This is a genomic window from Arthrobacter sp. Leaf234, from assembly GCF_001422665.1.
Taxonomy (GTDB): Bacteria; Actinomycetota; Actinomycetes; order Actinomycetales; family Micrococcaceae; genus Arthrobacter_D.
Window position 1 is genome coordinate 208,391 of sequence record NZ_LMLU01000001.1, and the last position, 16,453, is coordinate 224,843.

Annotated in this window: 16 protein-coding genes; 9 read left to right on the forward strand and 7 right to left on the reverse strand. The window is 70.9% G+C overall.

Translation table 11 applies throughout. The features are described from left to right. Positions 1–77: 77 nt before the first annotated feature. On the forward strand, positions 78–1,529 hold the full coding sequence (locus tag ASF21_RS00940) for an NCS2 family permease (protein ID WP_055765540.1): 1,452 nt from the start codon (positions 78–80) through the stop codon (positions 1,527–1,529). Positions 1,530–1,601: 72 nt separating this feature from the next. On the opposite strand, the gene ASF21_RS00945 is transcribed toward ASF21_RS00940, so the two are convergent. Further along, positions 1,602–2,393, reverse strand: a complete 792-nt coding sequence (locus ASF21_RS00945) for a 3-hydroxybutyrate dehydrogenase (protein WP_055765542.1) — start codon at positions 2,391–2,393, stop codon at positions 1,602–1,604. Positions 2,394–2,504: 111 nt separating this feature from the next. Between ASF21_RS00945 and ASF21_RS00950 the strand changes: the two genes are divergently transcribed. Next, positions 2,505–3,419 (forward strand): LysR family transcriptional regulator, encoded by a 915-nt coding sequence (locus tag ASF21_RS00950; protein WP_157365692.1) that lies wholly within the window; start codon positions 2,505–2,507, stop codon positions 3,417–3,419. Positions 3,420–3,435: 16 nt separating this feature from the next. Here ASF21_RS00950 and ASF21_RS00955 read toward each other — a convergent pair whose 3' ends face one another. The 5 genes from ASF21_RS00955 to ASF21_RS00975 all read right to left on the reverse strand — a co-directional run bounded on the left by ASF21_RS00955 (position 3,436) and on the right by ASF21_RS00975 (position 8,428). Beyond that, positions 3,436–5,169: a cation:proton antiporter gene (locus ASF21_RS00955; protein WP_055765548.1), complete on the reverse strand. Its 1,734-nt coding sequence runs from the start codon at positions 5,167–5,169 to the stop codon at positions 3,436–3,438. 99 nt (positions 5,170–5,268) lie between these two features. After that, positions 5,269–6,081: a spermidine synthase gene (locus ASF21_RS00960; RefSeq protein ID WP_055765550.1), complete on the reverse strand. Its 813-nt coding sequence runs from the start codon at positions 6,079–6,081 to the stop codon at positions 5,269–5,271. Between the two features lie 84 nt (positions 6,082–6,165). Further along, positions 6,166–6,726: a GNAT family N-acetyltransferase gene (locus ASF21_RS00965; protein ID WP_235498591.1), complete on the reverse strand. Its 561-nt coding sequence runs from the start codon at positions 6,724–6,726 to the stop codon at positions 6,166–6,168. 52 nt (positions 6,727–6,778) lie between these two features. Then, positions 6,779–7,120: an MTH1187 family thiamine-binding protein gene (locus tag ASF21_RS00970; protein ID WP_055765553.1), complete on the reverse strand. Its 342-nt coding sequence runs from the start codon at positions 7,118–7,120 to the stop codon at positions 6,779–6,781. Between the two features lie 33 nt (positions 7,121–7,153). Continuing rightward, positions 7,154–8,428 (reverse strand): Nramp family divalent metal transporter, encoded by a 1,275-nt coding sequence (locus ASF21_RS00975; protein WP_321166875.1) that lies wholly within the window; start codon positions 8,426–8,428, stop codon positions 7,154–7,156. 183 nt (positions 8,429–8,611) lie between these two features. On the opposite strand from ASF21_RS00975, the gene ASF21_RS00980 reads away from it, so the two are divergent. From ASF21_RS00980 to ASF21_RS01010, 7 genes are all read left to right on the forward strand, one after another. Then, positions 8,612–9,532, forward strand: a complete 921-nt coding sequence (locus ASF21_RS00980; protein WP_055765556.1) for an AEC family transporter — start codon at positions 8,612–8,614, stop codon at positions 9,530–9,532. A 162-nt stretch (positions 9,533–9,694) separates the two neighbouring features. Next, positions 9,695–10,051, forward strand: coding sequence for a hypothetical protein (locus ASF21_RS00985; protein WP_055765558.1), 357 nt, complete (start codon positions 9,695–9,697; stop codon positions 10,049–10,051). 299 nt (positions 10,052–10,350) lie between these two features. Continuing rightward, on the forward strand, positions 10,351–11,553 hold the full coding sequence (locus ASF21_RS00990) for an MFS transporter (protein ID WP_162237499.1): 1,203 nt from the start codon (positions 10,351–10,353) through the stop codon (positions 11,551–11,553). Positions 11,554–11,882: 329 nt separating this feature from the next. After that, positions 11,883–13,508, forward strand: coding sequence for a BCCT family transporter (locus ASF21_RS00995; RefSeq protein ID WP_055765566.1), 1,626 nt, complete (start codon positions 11,883–11,885; stop codon positions 13,506–13,508). A 70-nt stretch (positions 13,509–13,578) separates the two neighbouring features. After that, positions 13,579–14,622 carry an alcohol dehydrogenase catalytic domain-containing protein gene (locus ASF21_RS01000; RefSeq protein ID WP_055765569.1) on the forward strand — a complete coding sequence of 348 codons (1,044 nt, stop codon included), beginning with the start codon at positions 13,579–13,581 and terminating at the stop codon, positions 14,620–14,622. 46 nt (positions 14,623–14,668) lie between these two features. Further along, positions 14,669–15,052: a DUF1801 domain-containing protein gene (locus ASF21_RS01005; RefSeq protein WP_055765571.1), complete on the forward strand. Its 384-nt coding sequence runs from the start codon at positions 14,669–14,671 to the stop codon at positions 15,050–15,052. Positions 15,053–15,062: 10 nt separating this feature from the next. Beyond that, positions 15,063–16,091, forward strand: coding sequence for an acyl-CoA thioesterase (locus ASF21_RS01010; protein ID WP_235498593.1), 1,029 nt, complete (start codon positions 15,063–15,065; stop codon positions 16,089–16,091). Positions 16,092–16,104: 13 nt separating this feature from the next. On the opposite strand, the gene ASF21_RS01015 is transcribed toward ASF21_RS01010, so the two are convergent. Continuing rightward, on the reverse strand, positions 16,105–16,413 hold the full coding sequence (locus ASF21_RS01015; protein ID WP_055765573.1) for an MmcQ/YjbR family DNA-binding protein: 309 nt from the start codon (positions 16,411–16,413) through the stop codon (positions 16,105–16,107). Positions 16,414–16,453 lie beyond the last annotated feature (40 nt).

Consider the following 16,453-nt stretch of genomic DNA (forward strand, 5'->3'; position numbering starts at 1 on the left):
ATGAACCACCGGGACCGACGGGGCGCCGGGATAGAATCTTCGCGACCGCTCCCGCCCCTTCCGCCCTAGGATCCCCCATGCTCAAAACTGGTTCCGTGCTGGACCGCTATTTCGACATCACGCAGCGGGGGTCGACGTTCTCCCGGGAGATCCGTGGAGGCCTCGCCACCTTCTTCGCCATGAGCTACATCGTGGTGCTCAACCCGCTCATCCTGGCCGGCGCGGATTCCGCCGGCACCGAGCTGGGGTTCGAGCGCGTCGCGGCCGTCACCGCGCTCGTCGCGGGCATCCTGACCATCGCCATGGGTGCGTGGGCCAAGTATCCGTTCGCCCTGGCCACCGGCCTCGGCGTCAACGCGTTCGTGGCGATCACCGTCGCCACCAACCCCGGCCTCACCTGGCCGGACATCATGGGGCTCGTGATGCTGGCGGGCCTCACCATGCTCGTCCTGGTCCTGACGGGATTCAGGACGGCGGTGTTCAACGCGGTGCCGGAGAGCCTGAAGACGGCCATCGTCGTCGGCATCGGCCTGTTCATCGCCCTGATCGGGCTCGTCAACGCGGGCTTCGTGCGCCGAGTGCCCGACGTCGCCGGCACCACCGTGCCCGTGGGCCTCGGCTTCGGCGGCGTCCTGATCGGCTGGCCCACGCTGGTCTTCGTCTTCGGCCTCATCCTGACCATCGCCCTCGTGGTCCGCCGGGTGCGCGGCGCCATCCTCATCGGCGTCCTCGCCGCGACGGTGCTCGCCGTGGTCCTCGAAGCCGTGTTCGACGTCGGCCCGAGCTTCATCCCCGGGCAGGACGCCAATCCGGCCGGATGGTCGCTCGTGGTGCCGGAACTGCCGGCGGGCTCATGGGTGGGACTGCCCGACCTCGGACTGATCGGCAACGTGAGCCTGTTCGGTGCGTTCGGACACCTCGGCGGCACCGCTGCGCTCCTGCTGACCTTCACCATCCTGCTGAGCATCTTCTTCGATGCCATGGGCACCATGGTGGGCCTCGCGAACGAGGCGAAGCTCGTGGACTCCAAGGGGAACATCCCGGGCGTCAACCGCGTGCTGGTCGTCGACGCGCTCGGCGCTGTGGCGGGCGGCGCCGGTTCGGTCTCCTCCAACCAGATCTACGTCGAGTCCGGCGCCGGCATCGGCGAGGGCGCCCGGACCGGCCTCGCCAACGTGGTGACCGGACTGCTGTTCCTGCTCGCGATGTTCTTCACCCCGCTCATCAGCCTCGTACCGTTCGAGGCCGTGGCGCCCGCGCTCGTGGTGGTCGGCTTCATGATGGTGGCGCAGGTGGGCCGCATCGACTTCGACGACTGGGGTATCGCCATCCCGGCGTTCCTGACCTTCATCCTCATGCCGTTCACCTACTCGATCGCGAACGGCCTGGGCGCCGGGTTCATCGCCTTCGTGCTGATCCGCGCCATCCAGGGCCGCGGCCGTGAAGTGCATCCCCTCATGTGGGCCGTCGCCGCCGCCTTCGTGGTGTTCTTCGGCATCGGCCCGATCGAGGAGATCCTGGGCATCTGACCACCGGGAGAAGGAGCGACGACGGCGGATGGGGGACCGCCGTCGTCGCCGGTTCGTGGACCGGACGCCGCGTCAGCGGGCGGACCAGCCGCCGTCCATGACGTAGGACGAGCCCGTCACCATCCCTGCGTCGTCGCCCGCGAGCCAGGCGACGAGCGAGGCGACCTCCGCGGGCTCCACGAGGCGCTTGATGGCGGATTCCGTGAGCATGATCTGCGAGAGCACCTGCTCCTCCGTGATGCCGTGGACGCGGGCCTGGTCCGCGAGCTGGTTCTCGACCAGCGGCGTGCGCACGTAGCCGGGGTTGACGCAGTTGCTCGTCACGCCGTGCGCGCCGCCCTCGAGCGCCGTGACCTTGGAGAGGCCCTCGAGCCCGTGCTTCGCGGTCACGTACGCGGACTTGTAGGGCGAGGCCCGCAGTCCGTGGACCGAGGAGATGTTGATGATCCTGCCGAAGCCGCGCTCGTACATGCCCGGCAGCGCGGCCCTGATGAGGAGGAACGGCGCCTCGACCATCAGCTTCTGGATGCGGCGGAAGTCCGCCGGCCCGAAGTCCTCGATCGGGCTGACCACCTGGATGCCGGCGTTGTTGACGAGGATGTCCGCCTCCAGGGCGGGCTCCTCCAGCGCGGTGGTATCGAGGAGGTCCACGGCCCACGCCTCACCGCCCAGTTCGTCGGCGAGCGCCGCCGCACCGTCCCCGTCCCGATCGGCGACCACGACGTACGCGCCGAGGCCGGCGAGCGCCCGCGCACACGCCGCTCCGATGCCGCTCGCACCGCCGGTGATCACCGCGCGTCGTCCCTCGAGCGGACCCGCGGAACCACCCGTACCTGGTCGAGCTGCCACTCCGTCGGGGCCCATCGTGTTCCTTCCGCGCCGGGCGGGATGACCCCGCATTGCCCCTGAGTATTCCTGCAGGGTGCAGGAGGACCAATGACCAGTTCGGCAGGCTCCCTCTGCGATACTGCACACATGGTCGCCCCGAACGCACAGGATCTCCTCGTCCTGAGGGCCGTCGCGCAGACGGGACGCTTCACCACGGCGGCGGAGACGCTCGGCCTGAACCACACCACGGTCTCCCGGCGCATCGCGGCGCTCGAGAAGGCCCTCGGCGGCCACGTCCTCTCCCGTGGTGCGGGGGGATGGGAACTCACGGATCTCGGCCGACGTGCCGCCGACGCGGCCGAGACCGTCGCCGCCGCTGTCGACCTGCTGGGCGACGACGACCTCGGGGCACTCTCCGGCGTCGTCCGGATGAGTGCCACCGACGGCTTCAGCGCGTTCATCGCGGCACCGGCCTTCGCCCGGCTGCGGAACGGCAATCCGCGGCTGAGGATCGAGATCGTCGCGGCGACCCGGCGGGCCTCCCAGACCCGCACCGGGCTCGACTTCGAAGTGGTGGTCGGTGAGCCGCAGGTCCACCGCGCCGAGGCGACGCGGCTCGGCACCTACGTGCTGGGGCTGTACGCCTCCCGGCGCTATCTCGCGGAGCACGGCACGCCGTCGGACCTCGCGGGCGTGGTGGCTCACCCCCTCGTCTACTTCATCGACTCGATGCTGCAGGTGGACAGCCTCGACGCGCCGCGGCGCCTCCTGCCCGCCATGCGGGATGCCCTGAGCTCCACGAACGTCTTCGTGCACGTCGAGGCGACGCGGGCCGGTGCGGGCCTCGGACTCCTGCCCTGCTTCATGGCGGACCGCCACCCGGATCTCGTCCGGATCCTCCCGGAGCTCGTCGCCGAGCGGCTGGACTACTGGCTCGTCGTGCGGCCCGACGCCCTGCGGCAGCCCGCCGTCGCCGCCGTCGTCGAGGCCCTCCGCGAGGCGACACGCGCGCTCGAACCGGATCTCCTCGGCCGGCGCGGGACCGCTCCGCCCGGTAGCTGAGGCGGTCGCCGCACCGTCAGTGCGCCGCACCGCCGTGGGGCCGCAGCCGCGTCTCCTCGACGTCGAGGATCCGCTGCGCCCTCGCGAGGGCGCGGGACGAGTAGGTCCCGCTCGCACGGGCGGCCAGCAGTGCCGCCCGCTCAGCCTCGAGGACGGCGAGCCGGAGGTCGCGGTATTGCCGGTGCGGTGAACGCACGAGCTTCTGCTCCGGCAGGCGTGCCTTCTCCCACTCGAATTCCGACCGCATGCCGGTGTCCGCCCGGACGCGGTCCAGGACGTCCTGGTCCACCATGACGCCCTCGCCGATGATCGATCCCGGATCGGCGAGGACCCGCAGCCCCTCGGTCCGCAGTTCGTCGAAGAGGGTGGCCGACTCCTCGCGGTCCGATCCGACGTCGACCCCCTCGATGCGCAGCACCCGGATGAGCCAGGGCAGCGTGCTGCCCTGCACCAGGAGCGTGGTGACCGCCACGGTGAAGGCGATGAGGACCAGCTGCTCGCGGTACGCGAACGACGACGGCAGCGACTGCGCCGCGGCGAGGGTCACGACGCCCCGCATCCCGGACCAGCCGAGCACCGTGGCGCCCTTCCACCCGAAGCCCTCACGCCGCTCCAGCTCGAGGTCGGCCTGCCTCCGTGCGTACATCCGGGTCAGCGCCCGCTTGCGCCGTTCCTGCCGGGCGTCGAGCGCGGGCAGGCGCTTCAGCCGGTTCAGCCCGCGGCGCAGCTGCAGCGAGCGGCGGGCGGCCCGGCTCGGCAGCCACCGCATGAGCAGGACCAGGGGGAACACCCACAGGAAGCGCAGTGCGATCAGTGCGAGGGTCGCGAGGAGGCCGATCGTGACGGTCTGGCCGACGGTCAGTAACGACTCGTCGATGTTCTGCAGGAGGCTGCGGACCTCGAGGCCGATCAGCAGGAAGACGCCGTTCTCGAGGAGGAACTGCACCGTCCGCCAGTTGACGTTGTCGCTGATGCGGGCGCGGGCGTCGAGGTGGCTCGCGCTCCGGTGCCCGGTGTAGATCCCGGCCACGACGACCGCCAGCACGCCCGAGGCGCCCAGCTCCTCGGCCGGGATGAACGCGATGAACGGCACGGCGAAGGAGATCGCCGTGTCCAGCACCGGGTCGTCGAGCTTCGACCGCACGAACACCGTGACCACGCCCACCGCGTAGCCGACCACCACCGCGACGACGACGGCGAAGGCGAAGTCCGCAGCCGCCGCGCCGAACCCGGCGAGCGCCCCGGCCGAGGCCGCGATGGCACTGCGGAGCAGTACGAGGGCCGTCGCGTCGTTCACCAGGCCCTCCCCCTCGAGGACCGTGAGCAGGCGGGGCGGAAGGCCGAGCCGGCGTCCGATCGAGGTGGCGGCGACGGCGTCGGGCGGACTGATGACCGCGCCCAGGGCGATCGCCGCGGCGAGTCCGAGACCCGGCAGCAGCAGGTGCAGCACGAATCCCACGGCGAACGCGGAGACGACCACGAGTGCCACCGACAGGCTCGCGATGGGCGTGACGTTGCGGCGGAAGTCCATCACCGGGGTCTTGATCGCGGCCGCGTACAGCAGGGGCGGCAGGATCCCGGTGAGGATCCACTCGTCCGGGATCCTGAAGGACGGCACACCGGGGACGAACGAGAGTCCGATGCCGACGACGACCAGCAGCAGCGGGGCGGCGACGCGCACGCGCTGCGAGAGCACGGCGACGGCCACGAGGACGGCGATTCCGATGATGCCCAGCAAGCCCAGTTCCACCGTGCAAGCCTAGTGGGGCGCGAGCCCCGCCGTCCGCTCCGGTCACGCCCGGGTGAGCACGCGGCGTCCCACCCGGCGGTGCCGTGGAGCGCGCCGCGGTCAGTCCGCGATGACCTGCGCCCCGGCGGCGAAGGTGCGAACCCGTTCGTCCTGCCAGAGCTGCGCCGGAACACCGCCGCCCAGCAGCTCGCGCGCCAGTCCCGGAGCGGCCCCGAGCGGGGCGTCGCTGCCCGCGATGATCACGTTGCCGTAGCGCCGCCCCTTGAGCATCGCGGGGTCGGCGATGATTGCGGTGTGGCCGAACTCGCCCCCGATGGTCGCCGCCTCACGCCGGGCCATGGCGAGGTTCGGGCTGTCGCCGCAGTTGACCACGTAGACGCCGCCCGGCCCGAGCACGCGTTTGACGGCGCGCGTGAACTCCTGCGTGGTCAGGGGCGCGGGCGTCACGGCGCCGGCGAAGACGTCACGGATCACGAGATCCCGGCTGCCCTCGCTCAGCGACTCCGTCACCGCCCGGGCCTCGCCGACGCGCAGGCGCATGAGCGGCGCGCGTGGGAGGTCGAACCATGCACGGACCAGTTCCGCCAGGCGGCCGTCGAGTTCGACGACGACCTGCCGCGCCTGCGGGTGCGACGCGGCGAAGCGCCGCGCGAGCGAGCAGGCCCCGCCGCCGAGGTGCAGTGCACGGAGCCGCTCCGTCGCAGGGAAGCGTGCGTCGACGAGGGAGGCGATCCAGCGCATGTACTCGAAGTCGAGCCGCAGCGGGTCGTCGAGGTCGATGTGCGAGCTGGGTACGCCGTTGATGCGCAGCACCCATCCGTTGGTGCTGTAGGGGTCGGGTTCGAGTTCGCAGGTGCCCGTGTCGATCGGGAACTCGCCGATCTGCGGCTGCGGGCCGGAGGGCTTCGCCATCAGGCGCGGTCCGGACGCCCGGCGACGGACGCGAGGGCGCCGTCGGACACGGTCGGACGCTCGGAGGAGGGCATGGTTCCCATGCTAGCCGCGGGCCGGACCCGCTTCAGCGGCCTGGTCGGGGCGGTGCATGCGGAACATCGGCCGATGGTGCCAGGTGGGCCCGCAGAGCATCGACGTGCCGTCCGGCCCGAATCCGTTCCGCACATAGAAGCGCTCGGCGCGCGGGTTGTCGTTCAGGATCCACAGGTAGGCGGCACGTCCGCCGATGGCCGTGTCCAGCAGGCGCTGCCCGAGGCCGGTGCCGTGCGTGGAGCGCAGCGTGTAGATGTGGTGCAGCTCGAAGTCGGGTCGGTCGTCGTCGCGCCCCGGACCGGACGTCGCGATGCCGACCGGCTCGCCCTCGTCGTCGAATGCCAGCCAGCTGCGCGCGCCGCCGGGCGTCCGTCCGGCCTCCGCGAAGGCCGCACTGCGGCGCTCGATGAGGGCGGGCAGCTCGGCGTCGTAGTACTCGTGGTATTCGCGCGGCATGATGTGCTCGTACGTCTCGTGCAGGCCGGCGACATGGGTGCGTGCGTAGGCCTCGGCGTCGTCGACCGTCGCGGGCCGGATGACGTAGGGCAACGTGAGCGGGGGGTGGGTCACGGGACCAGTTTAGTGGCCCGGGGCTACCGAGTGGCGCCCGGATCCGGCCGGATCAGGAATGGCCCTCGAACTGCTCCTGCTCGGCGAGCGCGGCCTCGAGGCGGTCGAGCTTGCCGGTGAGCTCACCCGTCCGTCCCGGCCTGATGTCGGCCTTCAGCACGAGCGACACGCGGCTGCCGTACCGGCCCACCGCCTCGGTGGCGTGCTTCACGACCGCCATCACCTCGTCCCATTCACCCTCGATGGTGGTGAACATCGAGTCGGTGTGGTTCGGCAGCCCTGACTCGCGGACCACGGCGACCGCCGCGGCGACGGCGTCGTGCACCGACCCTTCGGGATTCTCGCGGGAGAGGTCGGAGGAACCGGACGGGGCGACGCTGAAGGCTACGAGCATGGACCCCAGTCTGGCACGCGCCGGGCCCGCCGGTCAGGCCCCGGTGACCGCCTTGACGAGCTCGTTCACGCCGAGCACCAGGAAGACGACGGTCGTGATGACCAGGAACACGTTCGAGAGCCAGCGGTTCCGCCACTCCTTCGCCAGCCGCGTGCTGTTCAGCAGGACCAGGAGGGTGATGGCCAGGAACGGCATGAAGAGCGAGCCGAGAACGCCGTAGAGCAGGATCAGGAAGAACGGTCGGCCGAGCAGGAGGAGCAGCATCGGCGGGATGGTCAGCCAGAGCATGTAGGCACGGGCGGGGACGCTGTGCGAGCCGGGGGCGTCGTCGTCCGAGAGGTCGTCCGCCTTCTTGCGGAAGTTCGCCCAGAAGTCCGCGAACATGAGGCTCACACCGTGCCAGACCCCGAGGAGCGAGGAGAACGACGACGCCCAGAAGCCGACGAGGAAGACCTTCGCCCACACCACGCCGTACCGGTCCTCGAGGACGACGCCCATGTCCAGGAGCCCGCGATCGCCGCTCTGCAGCGAGATGTTCGCGCTGTAGAGGAGCTCGGCGCCGAGGATGAGCATGCAGACCACGAAGATGCCGGTCATGGTGTAGGCCACGGTGTTGTCCACCCGCATGACCTTCATCCACTTGGGCTTGTTCCAGCCCTTCTCCCGCAGCCAGTAGCCGTACGCCGCCAGGGTGATGGTGCCGCCCACACCGCCGGCGAGGCCGAGCACGTAGAACACCGACCCGCCGGGCAGGGTGGGGACGAGGCCGCCCAGCATGGCGGGGATGTTCGGCAGTGCGAGGACCGCGGATCCGACGACGGAGATGAACATGATGCCGACCATCACGGTCATGATCTTCTCGAACAGGCCGTACCGCCCGAACCAGACGAGGGCCAGTCCGATCAGTCCCGAGGCGACCGCGAAGACGTTGAGCGGTATCGCGGGGAACAGGGCCTGCAGCGGGAGCGCCGTCGAACTCATCGCCGTCGCGCCGTACACGAAGCCCCAGATGATGATGTACGGGCCGAAGTACCAGCTGGTCCACGCACCGAGGGTGCGCCAGCCCTGGAAGATGGTCTTGCCGGTCGCGAGATACCAGCGACCCACACCTTCCACGAGGACGATCTTCAGGACACAGCCGATCACCGCCGCCCACAGGAGCGCGTAGCCGTAGCGGCTACCGGCGATCAGGGTGGCCACGAGGTCGCCGGCGCCGACACCGGTGGCAGCCGCCAGCAGGCCCGGCCCGACGAGCCGCCACTTCGGTTTCTCGAGTCCGTCGACGTCCGTGCGTGCGGTATCGGCCACAGCCTGCTCCTTTGAAGTCGTGATTCCTGCTGCGAGCCTAGCAAGGGGCCTGATCATCCCTGCCCCGCCGCCCGGACCCGCGTCAGCGTGTCAGACCGATGTGGGCCCCGCGGACCCGACACCCCGGCCCGCGTGTCCACCCGATAGGTTCGGGGGGAGGGATTGCCACGGGACGGAGGACGCATGCTGGGACTGCTGGGCGGGTTCGCCGTCGTCGGAGCCGTGATCCTCGTCGGCTACATTGCAGGTCGGCTCGTGATCGGGGGACCGCAGGCGGGGTTCGCGCTCAACCAGGTGGCGTTCTTCGTGACCAACCCGGCCCTCCTGTTCACCGTCCTCGCCGACGCCGATCTCGCGGCGGTGTTCTCCGAGTACGTGCCGATCGCCCTCATCTCGTCCGTGGCCATCGCCGGGCTCTACGTCCTTGTCAGCCGGTTCCTGTTCCGCCGCCCGGCCGCGGAGACGGCGATCGGCGCGATGGCCAGCTCCTACGTCAACGCCAACAACATCGGGATCCCCATCACGGTCTACGCACTCGGCGACGCGACGCTGATCGCCCCCGTGCTGCTCGTCCAGCTCCTGGTCCTCGCGCCGCTCTATCTGACGATCCTCGACCTGACCTCCAGCCGGAAGCCCTCCGTCCGAGCCATCCTCACGCAGCCGTTCCGGAATCCGATGATCATCGCGTCGCTGCTCGGCGTCGCCGTCGCGGCAACGGGGGTGCGGCCCCCGGGGCCCGCGTGGGATTCGATCGCGCTCATCGGCGGAGCCGCGGTGCCGATGGTCCTGATCTCCTTCGGCATGTCACTACCCGGCAGCAGGCCGCTGAAACCCAGCCCCGACCGGCTGCAGGTCCTCACCGCGACGCTGTTCAAGACGGCGCTCATGCCCGTGGCCGCCTACCTCGTCGCGCACCATGTCTTCGGGCTGACGGGCGATCGCCTGCTCGGTGCCGTCGTCGTCTCGGCGCTCCCGACCGCACAGAACGTGTTCATGTTCGCCAGCCGCTACGCGCGCGGGATCCCGCTGGCACGCGACACCGTGCTGCTCTCCTCGATCCTCGCCATCCCCGCACTGATCGGTGTCGCCGCCCTGCTCGCCTGAGCAGCACCCCGAGCGTGCCACCCGGAGGAGCTCAGGGACGGCACACTCCAGCCCTCGTGCGTCGACTCGCCGGTGCTCAGCAGACTGCTTGCTCCGGTACCCGGACGGGGTCTAGCCTTCACCCGATCACCGCGCGAGGCGCGGACGGCAGATGGAGCGGACATGAAGAGCAGGATCTCCCCCGACGAGCCCTTCCCGGCGAGACTCGAGCGTCTCCGGGACGAGGACGTCGAGGTCCTCAACAGCAAGGTGCACCGGGAGATCGAGCACGAGTTCTCGACCGACGGTGAGGTCGACGCCGAGACGGCCGCCCGGAAGGACGAGCTCGCCGACGAACTCGACGAGCGCGATGCAGGCCCCCGCCTCAGCCTCGTGCCGCCGCGGGAGGACGACGACGCGGAGCGCGGCTCCACCTCCGCCGGGCACGACAGCGCGACCCAGGCAGGCGACCCGGGTGCATCCGCGGGCCTCTCGGCACGCGCACGCGGCGGGTCGTGGGCGGACGCGCAACGCGGCTGACGCACGGGGGCTGCCGCGGTCCGCAACCCGCCGGACCGTGACGCGGACGACCACGGCGAGGGTGACGCGCGTGGCGACCGGGACGACGGCGGGCGACGGCGGGCGACGGCGGGCGACGGCGGGCGACGGCGACACGAAGGACGATGCGGAATGTCACGGGGGCGAGCGGTGTTAGCGCAGGGGTCGGGGCCTCGCTAGCCTTGACCGCAGCACGCCCTCCGGAATCCAACGGCGCACCCGGGGCGCTCCCCCCGACCGGAACCCATGATTGGTGCCCCTTGTCCGTCTCCTCACCGCCCGTGAACGGCACCGCACCGTTCCCGTACCTGGGGCTCCTGTCCCTCGCCGGCGCCATCTTCGTCTCCGTGACCAGTGAGTTCCTCCCCACGGGCCTGCTGCCCGCGATGGCGCGCGATCTCGATGTCGGCATCTCGACCGCCGGGTACCTCGTGACGATCTTCGCAGGGACCGTCGTCGTGGCCACGACGCCCCTCGCCGCGATCACGCAGCGCTTCTCCCGCAAGTCGCTGATCGTCGTCGTCCTCTCGGTGATCGCCGTCGCCAACGTGCTCGCGGCCATCGCCCCCACCTACGCCGTGCTGGTCGCTGCGCGAATCCTCGGCGGGCTCGCGCACGGGCTGTTCTGGGCCGTGGTCGCCGCGTACTCCGCGCACCTGGTCCCGGCACACCAGCTCGGCAAGGCCGTGGCGATCACGGCCGGCGGCGGTACGGCGGCCTTCGTCCTCGGTGTCCCCGTGGGCACGGCGATCGGCAACGCGTTCGGCTGGCGCACCGCATTCACCATCATCGGGGTGGTCGTGGCGCTCCTGGCGCTCGTGATCGTGAAGTTCCTGCCGCCCGTGAACCACCACGTGGAGCGGAAGGCGGGCGAGGAACGCGTTCCCCTGACCCGGGATCCGAGCTTCAGGGGCGTCCTCCTGCTCTGCACGGTCATCCTCATCCTCCTGACCGGTCAGAACACCTTCTACACGTACATCGCCCCCTGGCTGACCGACGTCTCGTCCTTCGAACCGGGATCGATCGCCCTCGTCCTGTTCCTCTACGGCGGCGCCGGGATCATCGGCCTGTTCGGTGCCGGCTACGCCGCCGACCGGTTCCCGCGGAAGGCGTTCATCGGCGTCGTCCTCGTGGTCATGGCGGCCGTCCTCACCCTGGCCCTCGCCACCACGAACACCGTGGTGGTGCTGATCGCGGTCATCGTCTGGGGCGCAGCCTTCGGTGGCATCCCGGCCATGCTGCAGACGCGCATGCTGCGCACGGCGTCCTTCCGCACCCGCGACCTCTCGGCCGCCCTGCAGACGACGGCGTTCAACATCGGCATCGGCGGTGGTGCGCTGCTCGGCGGGCTCCTCCTCGACGGGGTGGGGCTCGGGATCCTCCCGTTCGTGATGATCGTCCTCGTGGCCGCGGGGCTCGGGCTGAGCCTCACCACCGACGTCCGCGGGGACCGCAGGGAGCGCCACCGACTCCGCGAGGACTGAGCTCGTCCGCCGGGATCTTCCCCTGCGATCCGGTGCCTCAGGTGGGTGCTTGGTCACAATCCAGCGGTCGATCCGGGCCACGCGCGTCGGTCCCGCCGCGGTATCGCAGCGGGGGCCGGGCGCCCCGTGCGCAGCCGGGCTCGGCGTCGCGGTGGGAGGGACCGATCCCCGCGCCCGCGCGGATGCAGGGGTGTTGTCCGCCGTGCTCCCCGCCCGGCGACAGCGCGCAGCGAAGCGGTCGGAGCGTGCCACGAGGGCGCCACCCCAGGGGGCGTGCGGACACCGCCGGACCCTGACCGGACTGGCGCGCCGCGCGTAGCCTGAGGCGTATGTCTAATTCCACCGAGCCCATTCAAGGATCACCGCCCAGCGAGGACACGCCGTTCGAGGCGCCTCCAGGAGAGGCTTCCGCGAAGGCCCCGCTGGACAGGCCCGTCCTCTTCGTCTCCCTCTCGATCGTCATCCTGCTCATGCTCGTGGCGGTCGTCTTCCCGGCCGGATTCTCGGCGATCACCACGTCCGTACTCAACGGACTCGTCGCGAACTTCGGGTGGGCGTTCGTCCTCACGGCCACGGGTTTCGTGGTGTTCGCCCTGTTCCTCGCCTTCAGCAAGTACGGGCGGATCCCGCTCGGCCAGGACGGTGAGAAGCCCGAGTACAGCAGGGCCTCCTGGATCGCCATGATGTTCAGCGCCGGCATGGGGATCGGGCTGATGTTCTACGGCGTCACCGAGCCCATCTCCCACTACCTCACGCCGCCCGTCGACGGCATCACGCCCGGCACGCCCGAGGCCGCGCGCCAGGCGATGAACTACACCCTGTTCCACTGGGCCATCCACCCGTGGGCCATCTACGCGGTGGTCGGCCTGGCCCTCGCCTACTCGGCCTTCCGCAAGGGCCGTGGCGCGGGCTTCAGCGGCGCCTTCACCGCTCTCTTCCGCGGCCGTCCGACCCCCCGGGGCCTGCGGGCCATCGACGTCTTCGCCATCTTCGCCACCCTGTTCGGTTCCGCGACGTCCCTCGGGCTCGGCGTGCTGCAGATCAACGGTGGACTCACGGAGGTGTTCGGCGTGGGCAGCAGCCTGCCCCTGCAGATCACCCTGATCGCCGTGCTCACCGTCTGCTTCATCATCTCCGCCGTGAGCGGTGTCAGCCGCGGCATCAAGTGGCTGTCCAACGGCAACATGATCCTGGCCCTGGCCCTGCTGTTCTTCCTCTTCGTGGTCGGGCCGACGGTCTTCATCCTGGAGCTCATCCCGGCCTCCGCGGGCAACTACCTCATCGGCCTGCCGCAGATGGCGTCCCGGACGGGCGCCTTCGGGGGCCACGAGTGGCTCGCCGCGTGGACCATCTTCTACTGGGCCTGGTGGGTCTCCTGGACCCCCTTCGTGGGCTCCTTCCTCGCGAAGATCTCGCGGGGCCGCACCATCCGCGAGTTCATCATCGGCGTCGTCGCCGTCCCCAGCGTCATCAGCGTCATCTGGTTCGGCGTCTGGGGCGGCTCGGCCCTCAATCTGCAGGACAACGGCGTGGACATCGCGGCGGCCAACGCGGAGAGCCAGGAGTCCGCGATGTTCGCCCTCCTCGCCGAGTACCCGCTGGCATCCGTGACCTCGATCCTCGTCGTCATCCTCGTGGCCGTGTTCTTCATCTCCGGGGCCGATGCGTCATCGATCGTCCTCGGTTCGCTGTCCTCCTTCGGCGCGGCCGTGCCGAGGAAGTGGCTGACCATCCTCTGGGGCGCGCTGACCGGTGGCGTGGCCGCCGTCCTGCTGTCGGTCGGGAGTCTGGAAGCCCTGCAGACGCTCACCATCATCGCGGCCGCACCGTTCCTCCTGGTGATGATCGGCCTGTGCGTGGCGCTGATGATGGACCTGGCGAAGGATCCGATGATCACGGGAGCACGCAGGACCGGCGCCCGCGTCGGACGCAAGGCTGTTCGTCCCGAAAGCTGATGCGGTCCTGACCGCCACCTCCCGGGTGGCCGGCTCTCCGGGCGGAGCGCCCGCGGGGCAGAATGGTGCAATGCGCGCTGTCTGCTTCGACGGGTTCTCCGCCCGCCCTGTCCTCCGGGACGTCCCCGAGCCCACGGCCTCCCCCGCGGGCGTCGTCGTCCGGGTGGAGGCGACCGGTCTGTGCCGCAGCGACGTGCACGGCTGGCTGGGGCACGACGACGGCATCACGCTCCCGCACGTGCCCGGCCACGAGCTCGTGGGAACCATCGAGGCGGTGGGGGACGAGGTCCGGCGCTTCGCCGTCGGCGACCGCGTGACCACGCCCTTCGTCTGCGCGTGCGGAACCTGCCCCGAGTGCCTCTCCGGCAACGGCCAGGTGTGCCGGAACCAGACGCAGCCCGGCTTCACGCACTGGGGCTCGTTCGCGGACCTCGTGGCACTGCACCACGCGGACACCAACCTGATCCCGGTCCCGGCGACCCTCGACGCCGGTGCCGCCGCGCTGCTCGGCTGCCGCTTCGCGACCTCGTACCGCGGCCTCGTTCACCAGGCGCGGCTCGCCGCCGGGGAGACCCTCGTGGTGGTCGGCTGCGGCGGAGTGGGGCTGAGCGCAGTGATGATCGGCGCAGCGCTCGGTGCGCGGGTCCTCGCCGTGGACATCGACGGCGACGCCCTGGCGCGTGCCGCCCGGTGCGGCGCCGAGACCACCGTCGATTCCTCGGGCCGGTCCCGCGAGGAGGTGCTGGCAGCGCTCCGGGACGCCGCTCCGGACGGTGTGGATGTCTCCGTCGACGCCCTCGGCCGGGAGGAGACCGCTGCGGTCGGCATCCTTTCGCTCCGGCCGCGCGGCCGGCACGTGCAGATCGGGCTCTTCCCCGCCGACCCGGTCCTGCCCCTGGGCGCGGTGATCGGCAGGGAGCTCTCGATCCTCGGCAGCCACGGCATGCCCGCGCAGGACTACCCCGGGCTCATGGCGCTGGTCGCGGAGGGACGGCTGCGCCCGCAGGACCTCATCGAACGCCGCATCACCCTCGCTGACGTTCCGGACGCCCTCGTCGCCATGGCGGGCGATCGCTCGGCGGGCGGGGTGACCGTCATCGACGTCGGCCGCTGACGGCGACGGCCTACCGCTCGATCACGTCCCGTGGTGATACTGGTGAATGAACGAACCCTCGCCCGCCGTCGACACGCTCCTCGAACGGTCGGACCACCCGCTCCGGACCACGATCATGTTCCTGCGGACCTCGATCCTCGCCCTGCCCCTGCCGCTCGGCGAACACGTGAAGTGGAACGCCCCCAGCTACACCCACGAGGGCGAGGACCGCGTCACGTTCAACCTCCGTCCGGTGGACCGGGTGCAGCTCGTCCTGCATCGGGGTGCGGCGGTGCGCGACGACGTCGGCACATTCGTCTTCGCCGACCCGTCGGGCCTGTTGGCCCCGATCACCGCCGACCGCGGGACCGTGGGTTTCACCGACCTCGACGACGCCCGCGCCAAGCAGGAGCGGTTCGATGCCCTGCTGCTCGCCTGGCTGCAGGCGTGAAGGCTGGATCATGGACACCATGAGCACCCCGCCGAACGCCGTCACCCTCCGCTTCCTCGCCTCTCCCACGGACCTCGGGCACAGCGGCTCCGTGGACGCCGGGACCGTCCTCGAGTGGGTGGACAAGGCGGCGTACGCGGCGGCCGTCGGGTGGGCCAAGACCTACTGCGTCACGGCGTACGTGGGCAACATCCACTTCGCCGATCCCGTGGTGGTCGGCGACCTCGTGGAGGTCGAGGCGACGATCGTGCACACCGGCACGTCCTCCATGCACATCCGCACGGTCGTGTCCTCCGGCCCGGTCTCCGGAGAGGGCGGCGGCAGGCGCAGCGAGTGCCTCGTCGTCTTCGTGGCGGTCGGTCCGGACGGCGCGCCCGTCCCCGTGCCGGCCTTCGAGCCCCGCACGGCGGCGGAGCGGAGGGAGAGCGAGCACGCGGAGGCGCGGATCGGCGTCCGCAGGGAGATCGTCGAGGAGATGCGGCGGCAGGAGTACACGGCGGCGGGCACCGCCGAGCGGACGGTCCTGCGGTTCCTGGCCGCGCCCACCGACGTCAACTGGGGCGGCAAGGTGCACGGCGGCACGGTGATGGACTGGATCGACGAGGCGGCCTACGTGTGCTCCGCCCGGCACTGCGGGCTGGACACGGTGGCCGTGTTCTCGGGCGGCGTCCGGTTCCTGAAGCCACTGCACATCGGCGATGTCGTCGAGGTGGAGGCGCGCCTCGTCTACACGGGGAACAAGGGCATGCACGTCGCCGTGCACGTGCGCTCCGGCAGCCCGCGCTCCCGCGAGATGGACCTGACCACCACGTGCCTGACTGTCATGGTGGCGCGCGACGCCGAGGGTTCCGCAGTACCGGTGCCGCCCTGGGTGCCGCGCTCGGAGGAGGACCGCCGGCTGCACCAGCACGCCCTGGACCTCCTCCACATCCGCAGCCGTGCGCCGGGCAGCGTGCTGCCCACCCACCTGCGCGCGCATCCGTCCGGCGTGGCGGAGGGCCTCGGGGACGGCGTCGGGCTCGCGGCACCGCTGCCGTAGCGGGAGCCCGGCGTCAGGGTGTCCTGGTCCCGGCGATCCGGTAGGACTCCTCGATCAGTTCGGTCAGCTCGTCGCCGCCGATGCGGCCGAGGCGCACCAGGACGAGCGAGGGATACCGCTCGTGGTGCTGGTGGACGAAGAACGCACCGGGCTGCCCGGCGAGCAACGCGTCCCGCTCACCGGTCTTGACGGTCAGCACGGTGTCGTCCCACATGCGGGCGAACAGCGTGCGCGCGAACCAGGCGGGCCTGCTCCAGCTCAGCCGCTCGGTGGTGCCCGGCAGTGCGAGGCACGTGGACCGGACGTCGTGTTCGCTGACCATGGACCCACCATCGCACCGCACGTGCCACCGGTCCAGGGAA

Bases quoted from the DNA above. Each gene is read 5' to 3' on its own strand.
- ASF21_RS01000 (WP_055765569.1), top strand. From the start codon at position 13,579: ATGCGCGCTGTCTGCTTCGACGGGTTCTCCGCCCGCCCTGTCCTCCGG.
- ASF21_RS01005 (WP_055765571.1), top strand. From the start codon at position 14,669: ATGAACGAACCCTCGCCCGCCGTCGACACGCTCCTCGAACGGTCGGAC.
- ASF21_RS00995 (WP_055765566.1), top strand. From the start codon at position 11,883: ATGTCTAATTCCACCGAGCCCATTCAAGGATCACCGCCCAGCGAGGAC.
- ASF21_RS00970 (WP_055765553.1), bottom strand. From the start codon at position 7,120: ATGCTCGTAGCCTTCAGCGTCGCCCCGTCCGGTTCCTCCGACCTCTCC.
- ASF21_RS00940 (WP_055765540.1), top strand. From the start codon at position 78: ATGCTCAAAACTGGTTCCGTGCTGGACCGCTATTTCGACATCACGCAG.
- ASF21_RS00960 (WP_055765550.1), bottom strand. From the start codon at position 6,081: ATGGCGAAGCCCTCCGGCCCGCAGCCGCAGATCGGCGAGTTCCCGATC.
- ASF21_RS00945 (WP_055765542.1), bottom strand. From the start codon at position 2,393: ATGGGCCCCGACGGAGTGGCAGCTCGACCAGGTACGGGTGGTTCCGCG.
- ASF21_RS01010 (WP_235498593.1), top strand. From the start codon at position 15,063: ATGGACACCATGAGCACCCCGCCGAACGCCGTCACCCTCCGCTTCCTC.
- ASF21_RS01015 (WP_055765573.1), bottom strand. From the start codon at position 16,413: ATGGTCAGCGAACACGACGTCCGGTCCACGTGCCTCGCACTGCCGGGC.
- ASF21_RS00980 (WP_055765556.1), top strand. From the start codon at position 8,612: ATGCTGGGACTGCTGGGCGGGTTCGCCGTCGTCGGAGCCGTGATCCTC.
- ASF21_RS00985 (WP_055765558.1), top strand. From the start codon at position 9,695: ATGAAGAGCAGGATCTCCCCCGACGAGCCCTTCCCGGCGAGACTCGAG.
- ASF21_RS00950 (WP_157365692.1), top strand. From the start codon at position 2,505: ATGGTCGCCCCGAACGCACAGGATCTCCTCGTCCTGAGGGCCGTCGCG.